The following is a 20,124-nucleotide window of genomic DNA, read 5'->3' on the forward strand; positions in this document are numbered from 1 at the left end:
GCTAATGCTTACAGCGCTAATGCTACCTTCCGCCTGGGCGCTGGACGAAGAGGCACAAGCCGCCAAAGAGGAAGGCATGCAACTGTGGGGTATCCACCAGTGGGAAAAGATGCAACCTCCGCTTGAGATCGCAGCAGAAAACGGTGATGAAGTGGTTATTTGTGTTCTGCTGAAGTATCGCTTCGACGAATTGCAGAGGCGGGTTTATAACTCCCCCAGAATCCACAGCAGCAATATAAGTATTGAAAGCATGCAAGCATACACAAACTGAACCTGAGCAAGGACATGTAGAGATGTCCATTGTTACTTAAAACTCTCTAAACATAGACAGCATCAAGGATGTGAAATAATGAAAGCTTCGATAAAATTTATTACCATGTTATTTCTTGTTTTACTTTTGTCAGCATGCTCAAAGGAGGAGCGTGAAGCAAACCGTCTTTATAAGTCTTTAATGGAGGACATAACGAAAATAGACGCGCTGGAAAATGATGCTTCTATCAGCGACAAACTTGCTGTTTATAGCCAAGCGAGGTACAAGCTTGAAAGAATTCGTACGCGGTATGCGGCTACGAAGAAAGGGAAAGAGATTCTCGAAAATCCTACTTTTTCGTCTGGTCAATCTGCCGAAGATATACTTTCAGAGGCGCTTTCCCTAGAGGATAGAGCATCTGAAGAGCTCTCTGAAAACCAAGTAAAACTTATTATAATTAGTGCTATTTCTACACCAGAAATTCGAAATCATCGTTTGGAAAGTCATGGAATTTCTCTGGCTAGACAAGGGAATACTGAAGAAGCTAAGGCAATCCTTCCTGATCTCCTTAACTCTCTCAGCAAAGCAATCGTCCAGCTTGAAATTGCTAAAGCATATTATCAAGAAGACGATATCGAAGCCGCCAAAAGCATCTCATTAGAAGCTTATGACAAAATTTCTCATTATAATTTAAATGAGAATATATGCAGTACAGTAAGCTGTGATAATGAGGAAGCAAGAAAAAGGCTTGTAGACACTGAATTACGTCGATTTAGAATAGAACTTTATTCATCATAACACCGTAAAGCATCTTGCGCTAACCACTTCCGGTTGGCGCTTAACAAGCGAGCTCTTTAAAACATGAAAGTCAAAGCCATTACTTTTTCTATATTAGCGGCGTTTTTGGTATCAATATTTTTATACATGCAACCGAAAGGGCCTCCCCCGCCCCCCACCATGGTCAGTTTCATAGAAGCTATTAAGGATCAGGATCATGAGCAAGCGACATTGTACTTGCTTTCATCTCACAATAGGGAGATATATCGTCAGGCTTATTTAGAACAAAACATATTCGATGAAAACGATCAGCCTTTCCAAATGGATTTTGATGGTGCATGGCCATCTTATTCGGAAACTAGCCGAACTACCACTGACCCAAGAGAGTGGATCGAAGGTGAAATAATACAGCTTAATTGGATAGCAAAAAACCTGCGTGTTAACTGGAAAAAAATGCATTTAGAGGAGTGCAAAGAAACTTACCGCTCTAGATCAAAATTAACATGTGAGTATTCTAACAAGGCATGGATCTGGCCCTTCGACAAATCTCACAAAACCTATGAAATGGAATTAATTTATGATTATGAAGAAGACCGGATTATTTCATACTGGATTCACTCAAAAGATTAAATAAAAACAACAGCAGGCTAGCAAAGTCAATTACCACTACCTTGAAATATATTACAACACTCTACTGTTAAGAAGCCGGGTAGTGGTGAAATGATTAGAGGAAATCCTGAGTTAACATCACCTCAGAGCGGTCTTAAGAAGACGAACTCATCAAAGGCAAAAAGTTGAAATTAGGATTTTCCGTCTCTTAGCTACCCGAGAAACTTAGCAATTAATTACGGACATCACCTATGATGAGTAACGAAGATAGCCCTCCAGGCAGGATCACCATTAACAGTGATGCTATCACCTTCTACCTGGGCGCTCGACGATGAGGCCCAGGTCGAAAAAAAGCGAAAGCATGCGCCTCTATGGCCTTGGAGTATCTCTAGATGTTAAAGCCGAACCATTAATACGCCAATAGTAGACATATTCGGCTACAAGCTATCGACTACTCTGCTGAGTGTTAACTCAGGCCTCTTAGTTAGCTACTAAATCAATACTCTTGTCTCGCTAGCCACTCTCTTAAAAAAGCAATCTCACTCTCCTGGGCGGTAATAATCTCTTCTGCTAATTGACGAATCTCCTCGTCTTCACCGTACTCAAGCACTACTTCCGCCATGGCAATCGCACCTTTGTGATGGGGGATCATACCTTGCGCGAAATCCACATCCGGGTTTCCAGTAAACGCCATTGCCATATCTTCATGCATACGATCACTGGCAGCTTGGTAAGCGGCGACGGCAGGATTATTACCGTGCGAGTCAGCAGCGGCACTGTGCTCACCGTGGCTACCATGATGGCCATTTTCCTGGGCAATGACAGACGGCGCTACCAACACGCCAGCTACCACACACATACCTATAGCCCTTTTCAATACGAGAAGCGGCCGGAAAATAGGCACTTGGCTGTTGATATCGAAAAAAGACATGGCACGTTCCTATAGTGAGTATTGGTAATTAAAGTTTAAAACCTACAGGCGGCCCACAGGTCAAGACGGCCTAAGTGGGTTACCCTAAGAGGATCACCGCTACATTGCATTGGAGAACATATGGAATGGAACCCGGCTTATAGCTGGCTAGTACTCGCCTTGTTGCTGAGTCTGGCAGAGCTGACTTCTGGCGCGATGGTACTGCTTGCGCTGGGTATTGCCGCTGCGCTAACGGCGGCCGTTACTGCGCTAGGGTTAACGCTTCCTTGGCAACTGCTCAGCATGGGGATTTTTACCGGGATACTGCTGCCGATATGCATTATGGTCATTCGACCTCGCTTCTCCCCCCGCGGCGTTGCTTATGGCACAACAGGTACAGGTGTGGAAAAAGGTAATCGCTACGCAACTCTACGTCGCGATTTTGATGATGCCACCGGCATTAAAGTCAACGGCGACTTCTACCGTTTGCGGGTGCTTGATAGCGGTGAAACCGAGCTACCTGCCGGCACACCGGTCGTATTTAGACGTTTTGAAGGAACCACTGCGCTGGTCACGCTACATCAGCCTGCTGACATCACCCCACAAGATGACAATTCCCAACGCAAGGAGCCTTAACCATGGATCTACCTATAAGCCCAGGTTTATTGATAAGCCTTATTATCGTCGTGATCGCGGTACTGATCATTTCAAAAGGTCTGATTATTATTCGTCAATCGGAAGTGATGGTGGTTGAACGCCTTGGTTCGTTCCACCGCGTGTTAGAAAGCGGTATTAACATCATTATTCCGTTTATTGAGCAGCCTCGCGCAATCACCATGCTGCGTTATCGCAAAATGGGCGAGGAGTACACCGCCATTACCTCCGATGAAACCCGCATTGACCGCCGCGAGACGGTGATGGATTTTCCCGGTCAGCCGGTGGTCACCACCGACAACGTCACCGTGCGTATCAACGGTGCGCTCTACTACCAAATCATCGATCCTAAGCGGGCCGTTTATGAAGTAGAAAATATGAGCCAAGCCGTCGAAGTCCTGGCCAAAACCACGCTGCGTTCAGTGGTCGGCAAGATGGAGCTGGATAAGCTGTTTGAGTCCCGCGCGGAAGTGAATAACGAAATTCAGGCCGCCATGGAAGAGCCTGCCTCCAAGTGGGGTGTCAAAATCTCCCGGGTCGAAGTGCAGGATATTGCCATGCCGGAAGAGGTGGAGAGTGCCATGCGCCTGCAAATGGCCGCCGAGCGTAAGCGCCGCGCCACCGTGACCGAAGCCGAGGGGGAAAAATCAGCGGCGATCGCTATGGCCCAGGGGCAGCGCGAATCCTCGATCCTTAACGCTCAGGGTGACAAAGAGTCGGCCATTCTTCGTGCCCAGGGTGAGCAGGAGTCCATCAAACTGGTTCTCAGTGCTATTGGCGATAGCGAAGAGAACAAACGTACCGTCGTGGGCTACTTGCTGGGGCAGAGTTATATCAAGGTGCTACCCAATATGGCGCAAGATGGCGAACGGGTATTTGTGCCCTATGAGTCCTCTGCTCTGCTTGGCTCTATGGGTATGTTCCGTGAAATGGCTGGGTCACCGGAGGACACCGTGGCCAACCACCTGAAGAGAGGCAGTGGCAGTGATAACAACCTTCGCAGTGGCATCGTCGGTGGCGCTGCAGGGGGCAATTAACGTTGTAGCGATTAATAATGACTGCTTGACCGTTTAAAAAGTACTATTTCAATACGAGAGTGCTTAATGCTATTTATAGTGGCGTTGCAAAGCACGATTTGGCTGGATCGTAGGATATCCAGCAATACCTTTTTAACCTTTGAGTGATATAGAGGGCTGGTGGAGGTGTCGCCATCAACTGACACAGTCAACTGGCGCCTAAAATAAGTGCTTGCTTATGCGCTCACCACCCCATCGGTAGACACCGGTTGAAGCACTGACCAGTAGAAGTATCATAACCAAGAGGTGAGTACGATCATCATGTTGCCACGTTGGCTTGCCCTACGTCACTATGCTCAGCTACTTCTCCTCCTGGTCATCCTGGTGATGCTTCCGTGTGGTCTCCAGGCTGCTGCTTTGCCACAACCGCTACAAAATTGGGAGTATCGCTGGGGCGACTCTCCTTATGATGGCAATAACCGCCCTCAATGGCTGCAAAGCGACTCAACCGAGTGGCAGTCGATAGACTCCCCTTCTAATCCACCTGGTCGCGATGGACACGAACACCTCTGGCTACGCACAACGCTTCCCGCGGGTGACTGGAGCGATCCCGTCCTCTTTATCACCAGTATCAATTTGATCGGACAAGTGTATCTAGGCGAGGAACTCATCTATCAGTATGGTGAATTTGACGATCAGGGCAAAGGCGATTTTGCCGGCTGGCCCTGGCATATGATCGACCTCCCACACGATGCCGCCGGTCAAACGCTCACCTTTCGTTTCTACTCTTACTACACCAGTATTGGCTTATGGGGCCAAGTACAGGTAATGGAACGCATTGACGTTCTCAAGCAGGTTATTCATGAATCCGCTCAGGATCTGGGCGTCAGTGCGTTGGTCTTGGTACTCGCTATCCTGGCCACCATTTTCGCGTTAATAGGCCCTGAGCGACGTGGTTTTGGGTCTATTGCGTTATTTGCTTACGCTTCAGGGTTAATGCTGTTGGCTGAGACGCCTGCTCGTCAATTCATTGCCGATGGGCCACTGGCCTGGGACACCCTCCGCGCTGGCAGCTACTACACCTTGCCGGTGGCACTAGGAATGCTGCTCAGTCACTGGCTGGAAGGCTCCGCTAGGCGCTGGATAACACGCCTGTGGATTATCCATTTGGCGTATCTCATTGTTGCGATTGGCTTGGTTCAACTGGGGGTGGTGAGCCTTTCTCTCACCTTCCCCGTATTCGATGTCATGCTGGCAATAACGCTCCCCATCATGTTGGCGCTCGCGCTCATGCGCTTTCAACGGCTCACTCTGGAACAACGCCTTCTGGTAGTGAGTTTTACTTTTTTTGCCCCGCTGCTGTTGGCTGACATGGTGGTTGCCCACGGTTTTGTAGACTGGCGCAGCGTGCCCTTGAGCTACGGCACATTGGTTTTTTCTTTAGCTAACGCAGCTATTTTTCTGTGGCACTACCGACATACACAGCAACAGCTGGCGATGGCCAACGAGACCCTAGAGCAGCAGGTTGCAGCACGAACCGCCGACCTTGACCGGTTAGTGCAAGAGCTGGAAGGCCTCTCGCGCAAGGATTCGCTAACAGGCCTGCATAACCGCCGTCATTTCGATATGGCATTCGAACATCAATGCCAGCGCGTAAAGCAGCATGCCAGTCAACTTTCCGTGCTGATGATGGACGTGGATCACTTCAAGCAGATCAATGACGATTTCGGTCACGATGCAGGAGATGCCGTACTGGTCGAAATCGCCTTGTTATTGCGGCACCACCTCCGGGATTTGGACGTAATCTGTCGCTTTGGGGGTGAAGAATTTATTGCCTTACTGCCCGCCACTTCTCGAATCGCTGCCGAAACGCGCGCCAAGGCGCTGTTAACGTCCATGGCTCATCAGACATTTTCCCATCAAGGCACTCCACTACGTAGAATCACCCTCTCCTGCGGGGTTGCAACGTACCCTGATCACACTCAAGACCCTAAGAAATTACTACGCCTGGCCGATGAAGCGCTTTATCAAGCCAAGCACAGCGGCCGTAACCGCTGTGTCGTTTGGGAAGAGACACTCGAAGAGCAGGGATTTATGCTCGGTAGGCAGCAGCCTCTGTAATCGTCCATGCGATTGGCTGATTAAGCCGACCCCGCGGCCAGAAAGTGATCAATAAACACCGCATAATCCTGCTCTGTGCAGTCAGCGTAAGCCACTGCCAGAGTCGACACCACCTCAACAAACAGCTCTTCACGCCCTTTTAATCGCTGGCCAACGGCCTTGGCAAAGCGTGTTGAATCTCCCTTGTTAAGCGCCTGGGCACCGCGCAGATGTTCACGGGCGAGAATTTCTCCCCACTGCTGGGCCAGTTTTCGGTATGACTTACCGCCTGAAAGTTTATGGGTCGGAAAGTCTTTCTTGAAAGGCGAGCGCTCACGCACTGAAAAGACCTTTCCGTTCATGGTTAGCCAGCCGAGATAAGCGTCCGGGTGCTCAGCAATGGCGTGGAAAGCAGCTGCATGGCGGATGGCCTCGTTAGGAAACAATTTACGCCACGCCTGCTGCTGTTGTTTATCCATTAAACGAAATGCTTCTGGAGGCACCTGCTCCTTAACGTCCAGGATAATGTCATCGTGCTCGTGCTCAACGCCGCCCTCAATCAAAACGTAATAGCGTTCCACGCCCAACGAACCGGTGCCTGCATCCAAACGCCGCGCCGTATCCTTAACGCGAAAATGGTGGGGGTCACTCTCTTTGATCGCGTACTGCAGCGTTTGTTGGTACTCCTGCTCAATTAGGCGGCGCAGTTGGCTGGCCACATCCGCCGGCAGGTTAGCCAGTTTGCCAGGCCGCTCGGCGAACTGGCGGCCTTTCTGCTCATCCAGGGTCGTCCACTTTTCGAGCATTCGCGCACGGCTCTGCTTATCAGCCACTTTGCTCATAAAGGGCTTTAGTGTGCCTTTGGCGCTATCAAGGGTCACGGCGTGAACAGGTTTGCCGTCAACATGGTTCGCCAGGGTTTGGTAATAGCCTTTTATTAACTTTTTAAGCGCTTTATCAATCGCTTTGGGAGCCAACTCAGCGTTTTCGCGGGCATCTAACACGACGCTGATAGCCAGCCGCCACAGATCATATTGGTAGTCGCCAATCAGCGCATCATCGAAGTCATCCATGCCGTAGCGCACTTGGTCGTCATGGTGGCCATAAGCGCCAAAATTGTAGACGTGGGCATCACCCTGCAGCCAGGTTTGGGTTTCCGGCCAGCCGCCAAACAGGGCAAAACGCCAATCGTGCCATACATCATTCCAGTACAGATGGTTGCTGCCGCGATAAAAGCGGTAGGGCGATGCCGCCATTTTGGCGTACTTGGCTTGGCGAGTGGCCGTTGGCAAGGTGTTATTTGCCTGTTGGGTTGCCTCAACTACCTGCTGAGGACGGTTGTGTCCAGTCAATGCATGGCTCATTACGTTGCCTTTGTTGGTGCAAGTATCATTAGAAGCGCGGGTATCTATAAGACCTTTGCTACAAAGGTAGTTGATAACCATGAATAGATTAAGTCAGTGGCAAAGCGGCCCCCTTTCAGAGCGACTATCCCAGGCGAGTAAAACCCCGGGGAGCGGCAATACGGAAGAACCGCTCGACCACTTCAGCGTGGGTGGCGGGTGTTAGCAATGAGACGGCGACAAATACTGGCAGATTGAGCATCAACCCCCAAAATCCCGCGTGAATGCCCATGGGGTGTGGCCAAAGGAGAGTAAATGCCGTGGTGATCAAAAAACCTGCCACGATGCCCGCCATGACACCCAACCGAGAAGCTCGCGGCCAAAAGAACATACCGATAAAGGCAGGCAGTACCTGGGAGGCAAACCCCAACCCCACCAACAGAATCATCACCAGACTGCCGGGCTCGGCAATCGCCAGCGGCGCGACCACTAAGAACATAATGGGCAGTATCAGCAGCCGGGCGAGCTTTCCGGTCACGCCATCAGAGAGCTTTAGCACGGGCTGAAGCACATCTTTGCTGAGCGACAGCGATACCGAATGGATAAACGGCTCGCTGGAAGACATCGAAGCCGCCAGGGTACCCGCGCCGAGCAATCCCACTAACACCACCGGCAAGTGCTGCATGGCGTACTCAAGCACCACAGTGTCGGCTCGGGCCAGGTCAGGCAGTGAAAAAATGCCGATAAACCCGACCACCACCATGGGCAGGATGACCAGATAATAAGTGGGCAGCCAGGTAGCGCTGCGGCGAATAGTGCGCGCCGATGCAGCACTCATCCACTGCGTCCATACCGGCGGCATAAACGAGAACATGGAAACGATGATCGATGTTGTCCAGAAACTAAAGCTCATATCACCGCCTGCGCCTGGCAGGGTGAGAAACTCACTATGCTCGGCCTGAATGCGCTCGAATACCCCAGCGAAACTTAAGCCACCGGTTGCGCTATGCACCGCCCAAAGGCCAACGGCCCAGGCAACCATCAGCATCAACACGCCTTGAAAGGCATTGGTGCGACCAATCGCCCGCTGACCACTGGCGTAGAGATAGACGGCTATGCAAGCCAGTACCAGCACGACACCTAGCCAAATCGGTATCAAACCGCCACTCATCACAAACAAAATATACGCTGAACCAATGGTTTGCAGTACCGCGTAGGCAATAGAGCCAATGGCCATCACGAGCGCCGCCAACGCACCCAACGCGGGGCTCTGGTAGCGGTCTGAAATGGCACTCGCCTGGGTAACGTGACCAAACTGCTCGCCAAACTGCCACACCTTCGGCCCGAAGTACCACGCCACCAACGCCAGGTAAGCAAGATAAATCGCCACATAAAACACCGCGACGCCTTTGGAGTAAGCCCAGCCGGGTGCGCCCATAAAGGTGTAAGCACTTACACTACCGGCAGCGATCAGCAGGTAGAGCGTCACAGGCCCCATGCTGCGGCCCGCCACGCCCCACTCCTCCAGGCTATTCATGGAGCGCCCTGCCCTGGCGCGTAGGCCAATCACCATGGCGATAGCGACATAGGTCAAGGTAATCAACAGTGGCCAGGGGCTACTCATGGTCGTCTCGCTCCACGATACGGTTGCCGATCAGCATCACCACTACGCAGGCAAAAATTACCAGGTAGCTCCACACCACCATTAGAGGCAGCCCCATTACCAGCGTTGCCCGATTGACCAGGCCGATGACCGGCCACGTTCCCGCCATGACCAGCACAATAAATGCAATTAACAGCCCCCAACCAGCACCGGAGGTAGGCAGCACCAATAATCTTCGCATGTGTGTTCCCCTAGCTTTTTAATGACCGCTTTTTAATGACTGCTTTTTAAAAGTGATGTTATCGAACAGCCGATGTACCGTCTGGCAGCGCAGGCCAGCGCGCAGGCAGGGCTAAGCGCACTTCTAATTGCCGCGCCAGCTTGAGCACAAAGTGATCCGCAAAACGTGGGGCTACCAACTGCACGCCAATGGGCATACCGCTGCTACTGAACCCAGCATTAAGGGAAATAGCGGGCTGCTCGCCCATGTTCCATGGCACGGTGTAAGCAATATGCTCAAAGGGTTGGCGCGGATCATTAGTGGGCGATGGCCACTCGGCCGGAAAGGTGATATTGGGTGTGGTGGGTGAAATCACTGCGTCCACTTCGCCAAATACGGCTTCGGTGGCACGTCGCATCGCCATGGTTTGCTGAAAACCTTGCACCGCCTCTACGCCACTTAAGCGCGCGCCACCGTCGGCCCAGGCTAAAATGGCGGGCAATACCTGCTCACGCTCTTCTGGCGAGAGCTTTAACAGCTCGCTGCACTGTCGGGCTTGCCAGAAGTGATCCAGTCCATCCAGCATTTCGCGCGTCAGCACGGGTGCCAAGGACACTAACGTTGCCCCGGCGGCTTCCAGCTGTTTGGCAGCCTGCTCGACATGTTGGCGAATCTCATCATCCAACGGCAGGCCACAGCCCGCCGCCATCATCACGCCAATCCGCAGGCCTTTTATGTCCAGCGCTAGCTCCCTCCAATCGATCTCTTCTGGCGGCAGGCGCATCGCGTCGCGGCGATCCGTGCGGGCAAGCGCCGTCATCATCAGCGCGGCATCCTCGACGCTACGAGTCATGGGCCCGGCACAGCGGCCAACATAATACGGATCGATGGGTACCCGGCCCAGCGTAGGCTTAAAACCGACGACCCCGCACCACGCCGCTGGCAGGCGTACCGAGCCACCAATATCGGTACCCACATGCAGCGGCCCAAGCCCAGCCGCCGCCGCCGCGCCCGCCCCTGCGCTTGAACCGCCAGTATTACAGGCTAAGTTCCAGGGGTTGCGGGTTAAACCATGAAATGATGAAAGGCCGGATGAGAGCATGCCAAAGTCGGGGCAAGTGGTTTTCGCCAACAGCAGGGCATTGTCTTCCGCTAGGCGCGCAGCCGGGGGGGGCATCTTCAGAGGAAGCGGCCTGCTCGCCAAGCCCCGTGCCCACCGGCACCGGCATCCCTTTAGTGGCAATCAACTCTTTCAGGGTGACCGGGACGCCATCCAAACCACCGCTTGGCTCACTTTTTGACCAGCGCTGGGTAGAGACTTGTGCTGCTTTAATGAAGCCATCGGGCTGATAGGCATACAGCGCGTTGATGTGTGGCTCCCAGCTATTGATATGCTCAACCAGAGCACCGGCTACCTCACTGGGCGAGAACGTATGGGCTCGGTAGCCCTCTAGCAACTGCGTGGCGGTTAGTTGGTATAGTTCAGGCATCACATCACCTTCTGCTGTTGTTGTCAGGCGGCCGTTATCAGGCAGTCTTTATCAATAAGCCCAGCATGAACCCACACAGCCCCCACTGCTATTTCAATCTTGACCGCAGCGTGTCCACTTTTTGTGTGCACTCTACGCTTTCATAATATTTCAGGATGGCGGGACGGGCAGTGTTTGTAGGGCGCTCGCTAGCAACGAAAGGCACGCCTCGGTGGCAAAACTACGCTGGCGATGGCGATAAACGCAGAGATCAATCCGGGCAGCTTCGAGCTCTAAAGGAGATAAGGGAATGCTTATGAGCTCGCCTAACTGACACTCTCGAGCTACCGCCATCGGCGGCAATATCAGCACGCCTGCGCCGTTAAGGGCGAGTGCTTTCTGAGTTTCCAGTGAGGCAGTCTTGAAAGTGGGGGCCAGAGCAACCCCAGCCTGATGAGCGGCGCGCTCCAGCGCTTGGCGCACACCATAGGATTCATCAGGCAGGATCAGCCGGTGCTCTGCCAAGGTGTGCAGACTCACCTCAGAAGCCGCCGCCAATGGATGGCTTGGCGCCATCACTGCATGATGGTGCAACTCGGCACTCGCAAAGGGCACAATGTCATCATGGCGGGGCATAAAGAACGACAGGCCAATATCGGCATCGCCTCGGCGCAGCGCCTCCACCATTTGGCTAGCACTGGCAATGCCTATATCAAAACTCAAATGAGGATAGCGCTGCCCCATCTTGGCTAACGCAGGGGCTAACAGGCCAGCCACAACACCTTCCGCCACCTGCAAACTGACCCGGCCAGTGCGTAAACCTTTAAGGTCGGCAATATGCTCCTGCACCCGCTCAAGATCACGCAGCGTGCGCTGTGCCTGGGCGGCTAATAGCTCCCCCGCTGCTGTTAGGCTAATACCATTGGGACCGCGCTCGATGAGCGGTGCGCCAAGCTGATGTTCGAGCAGATCGATCTGACGGCTAATCGCAGTGGGGGCGATATGCAGCTGGGCAGCGGCTTGGCGCAGCGAACGGCACCGGGCAACAGTATCGAAGTAGCGTAACGCACGGCCACTGATCATAAAAGTCTCTTAGTTGTGTGGCTTATCTAGCTGCCGCGCCATCACCGTAACGTGCTCTTTTCGATACTCAACATCCTCCTTCTCCTGCCAACCCAGGCGCCGATAAAGCGCCTGTTGATCAGGGGTATAGAGATAGCAGCGCTCAAAGCCATGCGTCGCTGCTTCGGCTTCTACCCGGCGTACCAACGTAGAGGCAATACCCTGCCCCCGCCATTCAGGCACGACGAATACAGAAGCCAGCCAGGGAGTAAATTCGCGGCGAATGCTCATATCATCAGCAATCAAGCTGGCAGTTCCCACGGGGGTTTCGCCTTGCATCGCCACAAAGATTGAGGGCACACCGCCATGGCCACATTCGGCCTTGAAACGCTCAATAGCCTGTTCCAGCGTTAAGCCTGGGTGCAAATGCCCCCAGGATTCAAATGTCCAGCCCGCGACTATTTCAGCATTAGGGTCGTCGGCTCTTAGCCGCTGAAGAGTGATATCGCATTGCATAAGTGGCGCCTGTCTTATTTAGCACAAGCAAATACAGTAGCGATATATGGGTAGGCTGGCTAGCACCGATACTATCTGAAAACGCCGCTAGCCAGAGTTCTCACCGCCATGCGCTGTCAAAAGAACTACAACTAGGATGGGGCTCATCTCAATTTAAAAGTCCCTGTCCGATTAAGGGCTGGGCGGCAGCAAAGTCAAGTTATTAGACGGTCACAGGCTTCATCTGCTTAGCCAGCTCATCATCCAATTCATTGGCCCGTTTGGCTGCCGGCCTGCTTTCCATGCGCTCTATGTACTGCTTAAACACCTCTTTAGACGGGATGTTCTTCTGCATCGTTTCCCACCAGAGATAACTGCTAACCAATATATCTGCGGCAGTAAACTGATCGCCGCAGATATATGCGTTTTCAGTGAGTACTTTTTCAAGCGTATTGATGCTGTCCTCCACTTGGCCACAGCCGACAGCCTGCGCGTTGCTACTGTCGATTTTCCAATCGTAAGTCATGGCGCTGGTGGCCATTTCAAACGGGCCCGCCATAAAAAACAACCAGCGATAGTAGGCTCCGCGTTCGGGAGATTGCGGGGGCGGTGACAGCTTTTTATCCGGAACCTGATCTGCCAGGTACGCACAGATAGCCGCTACTTCCGTCACCACAGTGTTGCCATGTTTGATGGCAGGCACCTTGCCCATGGGGTTGATGGCCAAGTAGTCCTCGGCTTTCATCTCTGAACCGTACTCTACCGCCTTTACCGAGTAGGGTATGCCTACTTCTTCCAGCATCCAGCGCACCACGCGCCCGCGAGACATAGGATGAGTGTAAAACGTTAGCTCTGACATATTAGGCTCCTTTTTCAGTCAATTTTTCGGTGACAGAAGGTACTGCCAGATCAGATTAGTTTGTTAATAGGCGAGAATCCGTCCTAAATAAACGCAACAATGCACTTTTTCTGCAAGACTTTAACGATGGCTTCAGGAGGGAGGCGCTAATGGCAAGTCCCACAACACGCGTACTTGCGGTGCTTGAGTTGCTGCAGGCTAATGGCCAGATGGGCGGCGCAGAGCTGGCCGAACGCCTGGGCGTAGATCGTCGCACTATACGGCGTTACATTACGGCGCTGGAAGATATAGGTGTGCCGATAGTGACCGAACAGGGGCGCTACGGCGGCTATCGACTGGTGGCTGGCTTCAAGCTGCCCCCCATGATGTTTACCGATGAAGAGACTTTCGCTGTTTCTCTAGGCTTAGTGGCCGCCAGCCAACTGGGACTGACGAATGCCGCTCCCGCCATTGCCAGCGTACAAGCGAAGCTCGAGCGAGTGATGCCGGCGAATTTAAAAAGACGGGTGCGCGGTATCAGTGAGACCACTCAAGTGATCTTGCCCCGGCGTGAACCCAGCCGTGATGACCGTTCGCTTGAGACGCTAACTAAAGCCACTGAGGCCATGCGAACCGTCGGGCTGATCTACCACTCCCCACAGCACGATCCGATTGCGCGCCGGGTCGACCCCTACGGATTAGTTTTCCAACAGGGCCGATGGTATGCCGTTGGTTTTTGCCATTTGAGGAGCGCCATGCGCTCATTTAGACTGGATCGCATTAGTGGTGTCCACCTGCTCGATGCTACCTTCATACGACCCGCTCACTTCGATGCAGCCGACTTTTTGAGCGAAAGCCTCATGTCCTGGGGCCCAACTCATGAAGTATCACTGGTGCTACACATCGATCATGCCGTGTCCGCTGACGTTGAGAACCACTTCTGCTGTACAGGTTCGTTCGAGGAGGTTGACGGTGGGCTACTGCTCAACACCCGAACCGACAGCTTCGAGTGGTTTGCCTATTGGCTGGCACAACTTCCGTTTCGATTTACCGTTCTCAAGCCAGATGGCCTCAAAGCGGCACTTCGCGAGCACGCCAACCATTTACTGGCCAGTTGCGAGCCAGCTGCATCATAGTCAATCGATACGCCCTAACACTGTCTGCAACTTATGAGAATGGAAAGTACTATTCGTCTGACGTCGGGATAGGGCTTCTTAACCTCTTAGGTGCTAGTCTGTTGGTTAAATAACGTGGAATAAAGACTCACGAATGCAACCTTCTTTGAGACGCCCACACCGTCTTGCATTGGCAATAATTGCCCCACGCATTTTTGCCTTTTGCCATACCTTCGGACTCACCGTATGGATCGCCGTTGTAGAAGGCAGCGGCTGGACGCTTATTCTACCTGGGATGTTGCTGCTGCTATGGCCCGGCGTCGCCTATGCGCTTGCAGCATACGCCCAGAACTCCAAGCGTGCCGAGTTCAGAAACCTCCTCTTTGACAGCCTGCTGTTTGGTTTTTGGTGCAGCGTACTGGATTTTTACGTTTTAGCGACCATCACCATTGGGCTTGCCTGTTTGATGAACAATTTAGTGGTCGGTGGAGTGCGGAAAATGCTTATTGCAGCCGTACTTTTCATTCTGGCAGCGTTGATTGGAAGTGCACTAACGGGGTTCACTTTTCGTCCCTATGTAAGCAACCGTTTAGATATCTACCAATGGGCCGGGGCAGTGGTCTATTTTCTAACCATTGGCCGCGTCACCTACAGTCAGAATCGCAAGATTGGCCGCAACATAGGCGAGATTAGGTTTCAGAACCGAGTTTTTCACGCCCTGCTCGATCTAGGCGCCGTCGCCAATCGCGCGACCAATATCCATACTCTTCTGGTTGACTCCTTAAACCATCTACAGACCCAGTTCCCCGACTACGGATTTGCGGTTTTTCTACAAGAACGGCAGCGTTCAGAAGTGACACGCTTCGCGGCGGTGGCCGGGCTAAGCTCAGAGGATGAACAACGCCTAAGATATTTATTAGCAAACGTTCATAGGCAGGGAGAAGATCCCACAACACTGCCACAAACAGAGGAAGGCGAGAATCTGTATGTCGCGTCGATGGCGGGCCGTCTAAGCATGTATGAAGGCTGGTTGATTGTGAAAACTCCCAGTCGGGACGACGGTTTAGAGCAGATACTTTCTCTGTTTGCCGACCAATTGGCGGCGGCTACCGAGAATAAACTGCTGCATTTGGAACTGAAGAAAACGGCTGAGCGCGACGGACTCACCGGGCTTTATAACCGGGGCTTCTTGGAATCAGCGCTGCAAATGAGTATTCAGGGCAAGGCGCAAACGCCAAACCTGGATTTTGCTCTACTGATGATGGATGTCGACAGACTCAAGGAAGTAAACGACCATCATGGGCACGTCGCAGGCGATCAACTGATAGCTAGCGTTGCTAAGTACCTGCAACTTCACTGCAGAGAGAGCGACATACTGGCTCGCTACGGTGGCGATGAATTTGTCATTCTGTTTCCCTCTGCCGACCTAACAGCAGCCAAGCGTATGGCCAACTTGATCCAAGAAAACTTGCCTGAACAGCGTTGCACTATCGACACCGCCAGCGGTGAGCCTGAAGAACTGGCGCTGCATGTGAGCCTAGGCTGTGCGAGCTCCAGTGAAGTGCCCGCCCAACAGGTGTTTGCGCTGGCTGACGAGCGCATGTACGAAAATAAAAGCCAACGCCGCGGGCAATGGGCCGATGGACTAAGCACAGCAAACAGGCCCTACCTATAGAGCGAGCTCACAAACGACTGCTAAATGGCTGCCCCCACTTATCGCCATGCACCAAGTCACTCAATGGCAGGCGGGAACGCCAGCCTTTCGCTTCAAGCTCTGGCTGATCTAAAAACTCGCTCACGTAGCCAAGACAGAGATACGCCAGCGGGTAAACGTGCTCAGGCAGATTTAACGCAGTGCTCAGTTGAGCCTGATCAAGAATACTCACCCAACCAACGCCAATCCCTTCCGCCCGCGCTGCCAGCCAGAGGTTTTGCACCGCCAAACAAGTGCTAAACAGATCGGTTTCCACAATGCTGTTTCGCCCTAGCACATGGGGGCCGCCTCGGCTACGGTCGCAGGTAATGCAGAGATTAAGCGGGCTCTCCATAATACCTTGCAGCTTGAGGCTGCGATAATGCTCTTTACGCTCACCTTCAAAGCACTCGGCAGCCTTCTGGTTCTCTTGCTCGAATAGTTCCAACACCGTTTCCCTGACATCGCGACTCTCAATCACGATGAAATCCCAAGGCTGCATAAACCCCACCGACGGCGCATGGTGCGCGGCCTCTAACAGGCGGGCCAGCACATCCTTGGGAATGGGGTCGGGCAGAAACTGCGCGCGCACATCGCGTCGCTCAAAGATGGCGCGGTAGAGCCCACGCCGCTCAGCATCGGAAAATAGGTGGTTCGCGTTGTTCATGGCGCGGCTCGGGCCTTTTACTGATCGGTGGTAGAGACAAGTGAGAGTCTACACGAGCTCAGCCTAACCGCCATCGCAGCGGGTTTGTCTGGTGTAAAACGCCCTCATCGTCCCAGTCGTCCCAACCCGTAAAGGGGATGGGTCGTTCGCCACTCAAGCTCACCAGACGAGATGCCCAGGCCGCCTTGCAAGCCTCTAGATGGTTAATGATGTCGGCCTCTTCTTGATAGCGAATACCGCCACCCTGAATCCCGTAGCTCACCTGAGGCGCTAATACGTCAAAGCCAACGTAATACAATGAGGCGTGCATGGGCCATAGCCAGTGAACCATATTGCCAGCACGCCCAAAGGGCTGAAATGCTTTCTCCGGCGAGCCGGTGGTGACTGACAGCATCGCCTGCTTACCGCGATAGTAGCCCTGGTCGTAGCGCATACGGCTTGTGTAGCGCCCTCCATATACCAGTACCCGATCAAACCAGCCTTTCAAAATAGCGGGCTGGGCGTGCCACCATAAAGGGAACTGGAAGATCACCAAGTCGGCCCACTCCAACCGCGCCAACTCCCGCTGGACATCCTGCGGTAATGTGTCTTGCTGGTAGTGAGCCCGCTGCTCATTGAGGGGATAGAAGTAGTCCGAGGCCACGGTGCTATGCGGATATTGCTCAGCGTGCTCTACCGGATCAAACTGTTCAGCATAGAGATCACCCACCTCAACTTGATGACCCGCGTCCTCTAGCTGTTTTACCGCCACATCCACCAAGCCGCCATTGAACGACTTGCGTTCAGGATGAGCCAAGACGATCAATACATTCATTCTGCGCTGCCCCTATTGATTGGTTCAACGACAGACTAACCTGTTCAAATACGCTCAAACATTCGCGAAAAATGACAACTCAGCTTGCATGAATGAACAGCAAATAAGGTGGGACGATCTAGCAATTGTCCTCGCGACTACAAAGGGGGGCGCTATCCGACATCAGCCGAGCGCTGTGTATCAGCCATGCCAACGTCTACAGGTATTTAAGCGAAATGGAACAAGTTCTAGACGTGACTCTTTTCAATAGTGGCAAATTTGCCACTATGACAAACCTCACTCCCCCTCAACCCCCGCTAAGAACTGCTTAAGCAGAACATCGAGTTGCTCTCGTTGCTCTTCAGTCAGGGCGCTGACCAGCTGCGCCTGGGTTTCCACGTGGGCGGCCACCGCTTCGTCGATTAACTCGAAACCACGCTGGGAAAGAGAGATTAAATAGCCGCGACCATCATTGGGATTTTTAACCCGTTCAATCAACCCCGCCTTTTCCAGCTGGTTGATACGGTGGGTCATGGTGCCCGACGTCACCATGGTGGATGCCATCAAATCACCCGGCGATAGCGCGTAGGGCTCTCCCTCTCTACGAAGAGTCGCCAGAACGTCAAAGCTCGCGTCAGTCAGACCGTATTTTGCCCAGGTCTTCTCCATTGTGCGCATTAATGTGTGGTTAAGCCGTTTGACCCGCCCGATGGTACCCATCGGCGCAACGTCAAGGTCAGGCCTCTCCTGCCGCCACTGTTTAAGAATGTTGTCTACATGATCCATAAGTGTATTTTGCGCCTAATTAGCTTGACGTCAAGATTAATCACACATATCTTGATATCAAGATACTTTCGAAACGGTACCCATGAGAATTACGCTAATGAAATCATTAAGCACTACCCGTGCACACTCACGCAGAAGCGCTTGGCTTGCCCCACTGGTGTACCTGTTATCCGGTGGTGCCTTGCTGGGCCTATCGACTAATTTGGCGAAACTAGCCGGTGATATTCAGCTGTCAGCGCTCGCTTTTCTGTTCTGGTCGATTTCAGGGGCAGCGCTTATTTTATTGGTTCTCTCCGCCTTTCGCCGCAATCTACCGCCAGTGAACGGTCGCACTATTGAGTATTACGTTATTTCAGGGCTGCTGGGCGTAGCGGGTGCCAACCTACTGTTTTTCTCCGCCGTCCCCCATGTGGGTGCTGGGTTCGTGGCATTAATCATTACCCTGCCACCGCTACTCACCTACGTCGGCGCACTAGCATTAAAAATGGAGCGCTTCCAGGTGTTGCGCGCGGCGGGGGTAGTATCAGCCTTGGCAGGGGCCGTCACCCTGGCCTTCCATAAGCTCTCTGCGCCGGATGCCAATTATCTCTGGATTCTCCTCGCTTTAATCGGGCCCGTACTACTAGCCATCGGCAATCTTTACAGAACCTTGCGCTGGCCAGAAGGCGTATCCAGCGATGCACTGGCACCTGGGATGCTCATCGCCGCTGCCGTACTTCTGCTCAGTGTGGGATTTCTGCCAGGCTTCTCACTGAACGTTCCAACAGACCGCCCCCTGCCGATCATCCTGATTGCCATTCAAGCAGTGGTCTTCGCAGGCCAGTTCTTACTGCTTTTCCTGCTACAGAAAAGTGGCGGCCCGGTGTTTCTGAGTCTACTGGGTTCCGTCGGTGCTGTAGTGGGCGTCCCCGTCGCCATACTGCTGCAGGGAGAAACCGCCCCCGAGGGCTTACTACTAGGCACCCTATTAATTGGCGCCGGCATTGCCCTGCTGAATATTGGCAAAGCCAAGCAACTTAACTAATTAACCCAAGAGAGACATATCATGAAGATTGCAATATTTGGTGCCGCTGGCGATGTTGGCAAACGCATTATGAACGAAGCATTAGCACGTGGTCATAACGTAACCGGCGTGGTGAGAACAGAGAGTCAGCTTAACAAACTGCCCGCTGAGGCAAGCCATTGTGTCGCGGATATAGCAGTCTCGTACCAGCTAGCACATGTTATTCAAGAACAAGACGTGTTGATCAGCGCTGTTCGCCCTCCCGATGGAAAAGAAGCGGCGTTGGTAGAGCTATCCCATTCTCTATTGGAGAGTGCACTTCCGGGTCAGCGAGTGCTCTTGGTAGGCGGAGCCGCACGATTGCTAATTCCTGGGCGTAGCGGTAATACGGTTTTAACAGCCCCCGACTTCCTGCCTGCCTCTGCGTTAGAAATTGCCAAAGCTTGCCAAGCGCAATATGAACTCTGCTTAGCGGAAACCCGCACATCGTGGACTTACTTCTCTCCTGCCGCCATGCTGATGCCTGGAGAGAGGATGGGACGCTATCGTCTTGGCACCGATACACTCGTTGTGGACAATAATGGAGAATCCCGCATCTCAATGGAAGATTTCGCGGTAGCAATGCTTGATGAAGCCGAGACCCCACAGCACATTCAGAAAGCCTTTACCGTAGGGTATTAAATCGAAAACTTGACCGTTATCTAGCTGCAAATAATCAAAC

General features: G+C 52.8%; 22 protein-coding genes. 10 read left to right on the forward strand and 12 right to left on the reverse strand.

Annotated elements, in window-relative coordinates; translation table 11 throughout:
- Positions 1–4 precede the first annotated feature (4 nt).
- From ACFIOZ_RS15360 to ACFIOZ_RS15370, 3 genes are all read left to right on the forward strand, one after another.
- A complete protein-coding gene (locus ACFIOZ_RS15360; RefSeq protein WP_386079405.1) occupies positions 5–271 on the forward strand; it encodes a hypothetical protein in 267 nt (88 codons plus the stop codon).
- 78 nt (positions 272–349) lie between these two features.
- Positions 350–1,048 (forward strand): hypothetical protein, encoded by a 699-nt coding sequence (locus tag ACFIOZ_RS15365; RefSeq protein WP_386079407.1) that lies wholly within the window; start codon positions 350–352, stop codon positions 1,046–1,048.
- Between the two features lie 63 nt (positions 1,049–1,111).
- Positions 1,112–1,657, forward strand: a complete 546-nt coding sequence (locus ACFIOZ_RS15370) for a hypothetical protein (RefSeq protein WP_386079409.1) — start codon at positions 1,112–1,114, stop codon at positions 1,655–1,657.
- 475 nt (positions 1,658–2,132) lie between these two features.
- Here ACFIOZ_RS15370 and ACFIOZ_RS15375 read toward each other — a convergent pair whose 3' ends face one another.
- Positions 2,133–2,567, reverse strand: a complete 435-nt coding sequence (locus ACFIOZ_RS15375; protein ID WP_386079412.1) for a DUF305 domain-containing protein — start codon at positions 2,565–2,567, stop codon at positions 2,133–2,135.
- Between the two features lie 120 nt (positions 2,568–2,687).
- Between ACFIOZ_RS15375 and ACFIOZ_RS15380 the strand changes: the two genes are divergently transcribed.
- From ACFIOZ_RS15380 to ACFIOZ_RS15390, 3 genes are all read left to right on the forward strand, one after another.
- On the forward strand, positions 2,688–3,182 hold the full coding sequence (locus ACFIOZ_RS15380; protein WP_386079414.1) for an NfeD family protein: 495 nt from the start codon (positions 2,688–2,690) through the stop codon (positions 3,180–3,182).
- A gap of 2 nt (positions 3,183–3,184) precedes the next feature.
- Entirely contained in the window at positions 3,185–4,237 is a 1,053-nt protein-coding gene (locus tag ACFIOZ_RS15385) for an SPFH domain-containing protein (protein ID WP_386079417.1), read from the forward strand.
- Positions 4,238–4,537: 300 nt separating this feature from the next.
- Positions 4,538–6,337: a GGDEF domain-containing protein gene (locus tag ACFIOZ_RS15390; protein ID WP_386079419.1), complete on the forward strand. Its 1,800-nt coding sequence runs from the start codon at positions 4,538–4,540 to the stop codon at positions 6,335–6,337.
- 20 nt (positions 6,338–6,357) lie between these two features.
- Here the strand turns inward: ACFIOZ_RS15390 and ACFIOZ_RS15395 are convergent, their stop codons facing one another.
- From ACFIOZ_RS15395 to ACFIOZ_RS15430, 8 genes are all read right to left on the reverse strand, one after another.
- Positions 6,358–7,680: a DUF2252 domain-containing protein gene (locus ACFIOZ_RS15395; protein WP_386079422.1), complete on the reverse strand. Its 1,323-nt coding sequence runs from the start codon at positions 7,678–7,680 to the stop codon at positions 6,358–6,360.
- Between the two features lie 124 nt (positions 7,681–7,804).
- The gene (locus tag ACFIOZ_RS15400) at positions 7,805–9,283 is read right to left on the reverse strand and encodes a sodium:solute symporter family protein (RefSeq protein ID WP_386079425.1); all 1,479 of its coding nucleotides are present in this window, start codon (positions 9,281–9,283) and stop codon (positions 7,805–7,807) included.
- Entirely contained in the window at positions 9,276–9,503 is a 228-nt protein-coding gene (locus tag ACFIOZ_RS15405; protein ID WP_386079428.1) for a hypothetical protein, read from the reverse strand. Before ACFIOZ_RS15405 ends, ACFIOZ_RS15400 begins: the two co-directional genes overlap by 8 nt.
- A 58-nt stretch (positions 9,504–9,561) precedes the next feature.
- The gene (locus ACFIOZ_RS15410; RefSeq protein ID WP_386084100.1) at positions 9,562–10,614 is read right to left on the reverse strand and encodes an amidase; all 1,053 of its coding nucleotides are present in this window, start codon (positions 10,612–10,614) and stop codon (positions 9,562–9,564) included.
- Positions 10,520–10,972 carry an amidase family protein gene (locus ACFIOZ_RS15415; RefSeq protein WP_386079430.1) on the reverse strand — a complete coding sequence of 151 codons (453 nt, stop codon included), beginning with the start codon at positions 10,970–10,972 and terminating at the stop codon, positions 10,520–10,522. The genes ACFIOZ_RS15410 and ACFIOZ_RS15415 overlap by 95 nt, the downstream gene beginning before the upstream one ends.
- Positions 10,973–11,122: 150 nt before the next feature.
- A complete protein-coding gene (locus ACFIOZ_RS15420) occupies positions 11,123–12,034 on the reverse strand; it encodes a LysR family transcriptional regulator (RefSeq protein WP_386079433.1) in 912 nt (303 codons plus the stop codon).
- A gap of 9 nt (positions 12,035–12,043) precedes the next feature.
- Positions 12,044–12,529, reverse strand: coding sequence for a GNAT family N-acetyltransferase (locus tag ACFIOZ_RS15425; RefSeq protein ID WP_386079436.1), 486 nt, complete (start codon positions 12,527–12,529; stop codon positions 12,044–12,046).
- Positions 12,530–12,731: 202 nt separating this feature from the next.
- Complete coding sequence (locus ACFIOZ_RS15430) at positions 12,732–13,367, reverse strand: glutathione S-transferase family protein (RefSeq protein WP_386079438.1); 636 nt, start codon at positions 13,365–13,367, stop codon at positions 12,732–12,734.
- Positions 13,368–13,516: 149 nt separating this feature from the next.
- Between ACFIOZ_RS15430 and ACFIOZ_RS15435 the strand changes: the two genes are divergently transcribed.
- A complete protein-coding gene (locus ACFIOZ_RS15435) occupies positions 13,517–14,482 on the forward strand; it encodes a helix-turn-helix transcriptional regulator (RefSeq protein WP_386079439.1) in 966 nt (321 codons plus the stop codon).
- Positions 14,483–14,615: 133 nt separating this feature from the next.
- Positions 14,616–16,136, forward strand: a complete 1,521-nt coding sequence (locus ACFIOZ_RS15440) for a diguanylate cyclase (RefSeq protein ID WP_386079441.1) — start codon at positions 14,616–14,618, stop codon at positions 16,134–16,136.
- A gap of 7 nt (positions 16,137–16,143) precedes the next feature.
- Here ACFIOZ_RS15440 and bluB read toward each other — a convergent pair whose 3' ends face one another.
- The 3 genes from bluB to ACFIOZ_RS15455 form a co-directional block, all read right to left on the reverse strand.
- A complete protein-coding gene (gene bluB, locus ACFIOZ_RS15445; RefSeq protein WP_386079442.1) occupies positions 16,144–16,821 on the reverse strand; it encodes a 5,6-dimethylbenzimidazole synthase in 678 nt (225 codons plus the stop codon).
- A 58-nt stretch (positions 16,822–16,879) separates the two neighbouring features.
- Entirely contained in the window at positions 16,880–17,635 is a 756-nt protein-coding gene (locus ACFIOZ_RS15450; protein WP_386079444.1) for an NAD(P)H-dependent oxidoreductase, read from the reverse strand.
- A gap of 276 nt (positions 17,636–17,911) precedes the next feature.
- Positions 17,912–18,400 (reverse strand): MarR family winged helix-turn-helix transcriptional regulator, encoded by a 489-nt coding sequence (locus ACFIOZ_RS15455; protein WP_386079445.1) that lies wholly within the window; start codon positions 18,398–18,400, stop codon positions 17,912–17,914.
- Between the two features lie 97 nt (positions 18,401–18,497).
- Here ACFIOZ_RS15455 and ACFIOZ_RS15460 point away from each other — a divergent pair, with 97 nt between their 5' ends.
- Together ACFIOZ_RS15460 and ACFIOZ_RS15465 are read left to right on the forward strand one after the other, a co-directional pair.
- Positions 18,498–19,424 (forward strand): DMT family transporter, encoded by a 927-nt coding sequence (locus ACFIOZ_RS15460; protein WP_386079446.1) that lies wholly within the window; start codon positions 18,498–18,500, stop codon positions 19,422–19,424.
- A gap of 21 nt (positions 19,425–19,445) precedes the next feature.
- Complete coding sequence (locus tag ACFIOZ_RS15465; RefSeq protein WP_386079448.1) at positions 19,446–20,084, forward strand: NAD(P)-dependent oxidoreductase; 639 nt, start codon at positions 19,446–19,448, stop codon at positions 20,082–20,084.
- Positions 20,085–20,124 lie beyond the last annotated feature (40 nt).

Source organism: Vreelandella sp. F11 (genome assembly GCF_042466685.1).
In the GTDB taxonomy this organism is placed as follows: Bacteria; Pseudomonadota; Gammaproteobacteria; order Pseudomonadales; family Halomonadaceae; genus Vreelandella.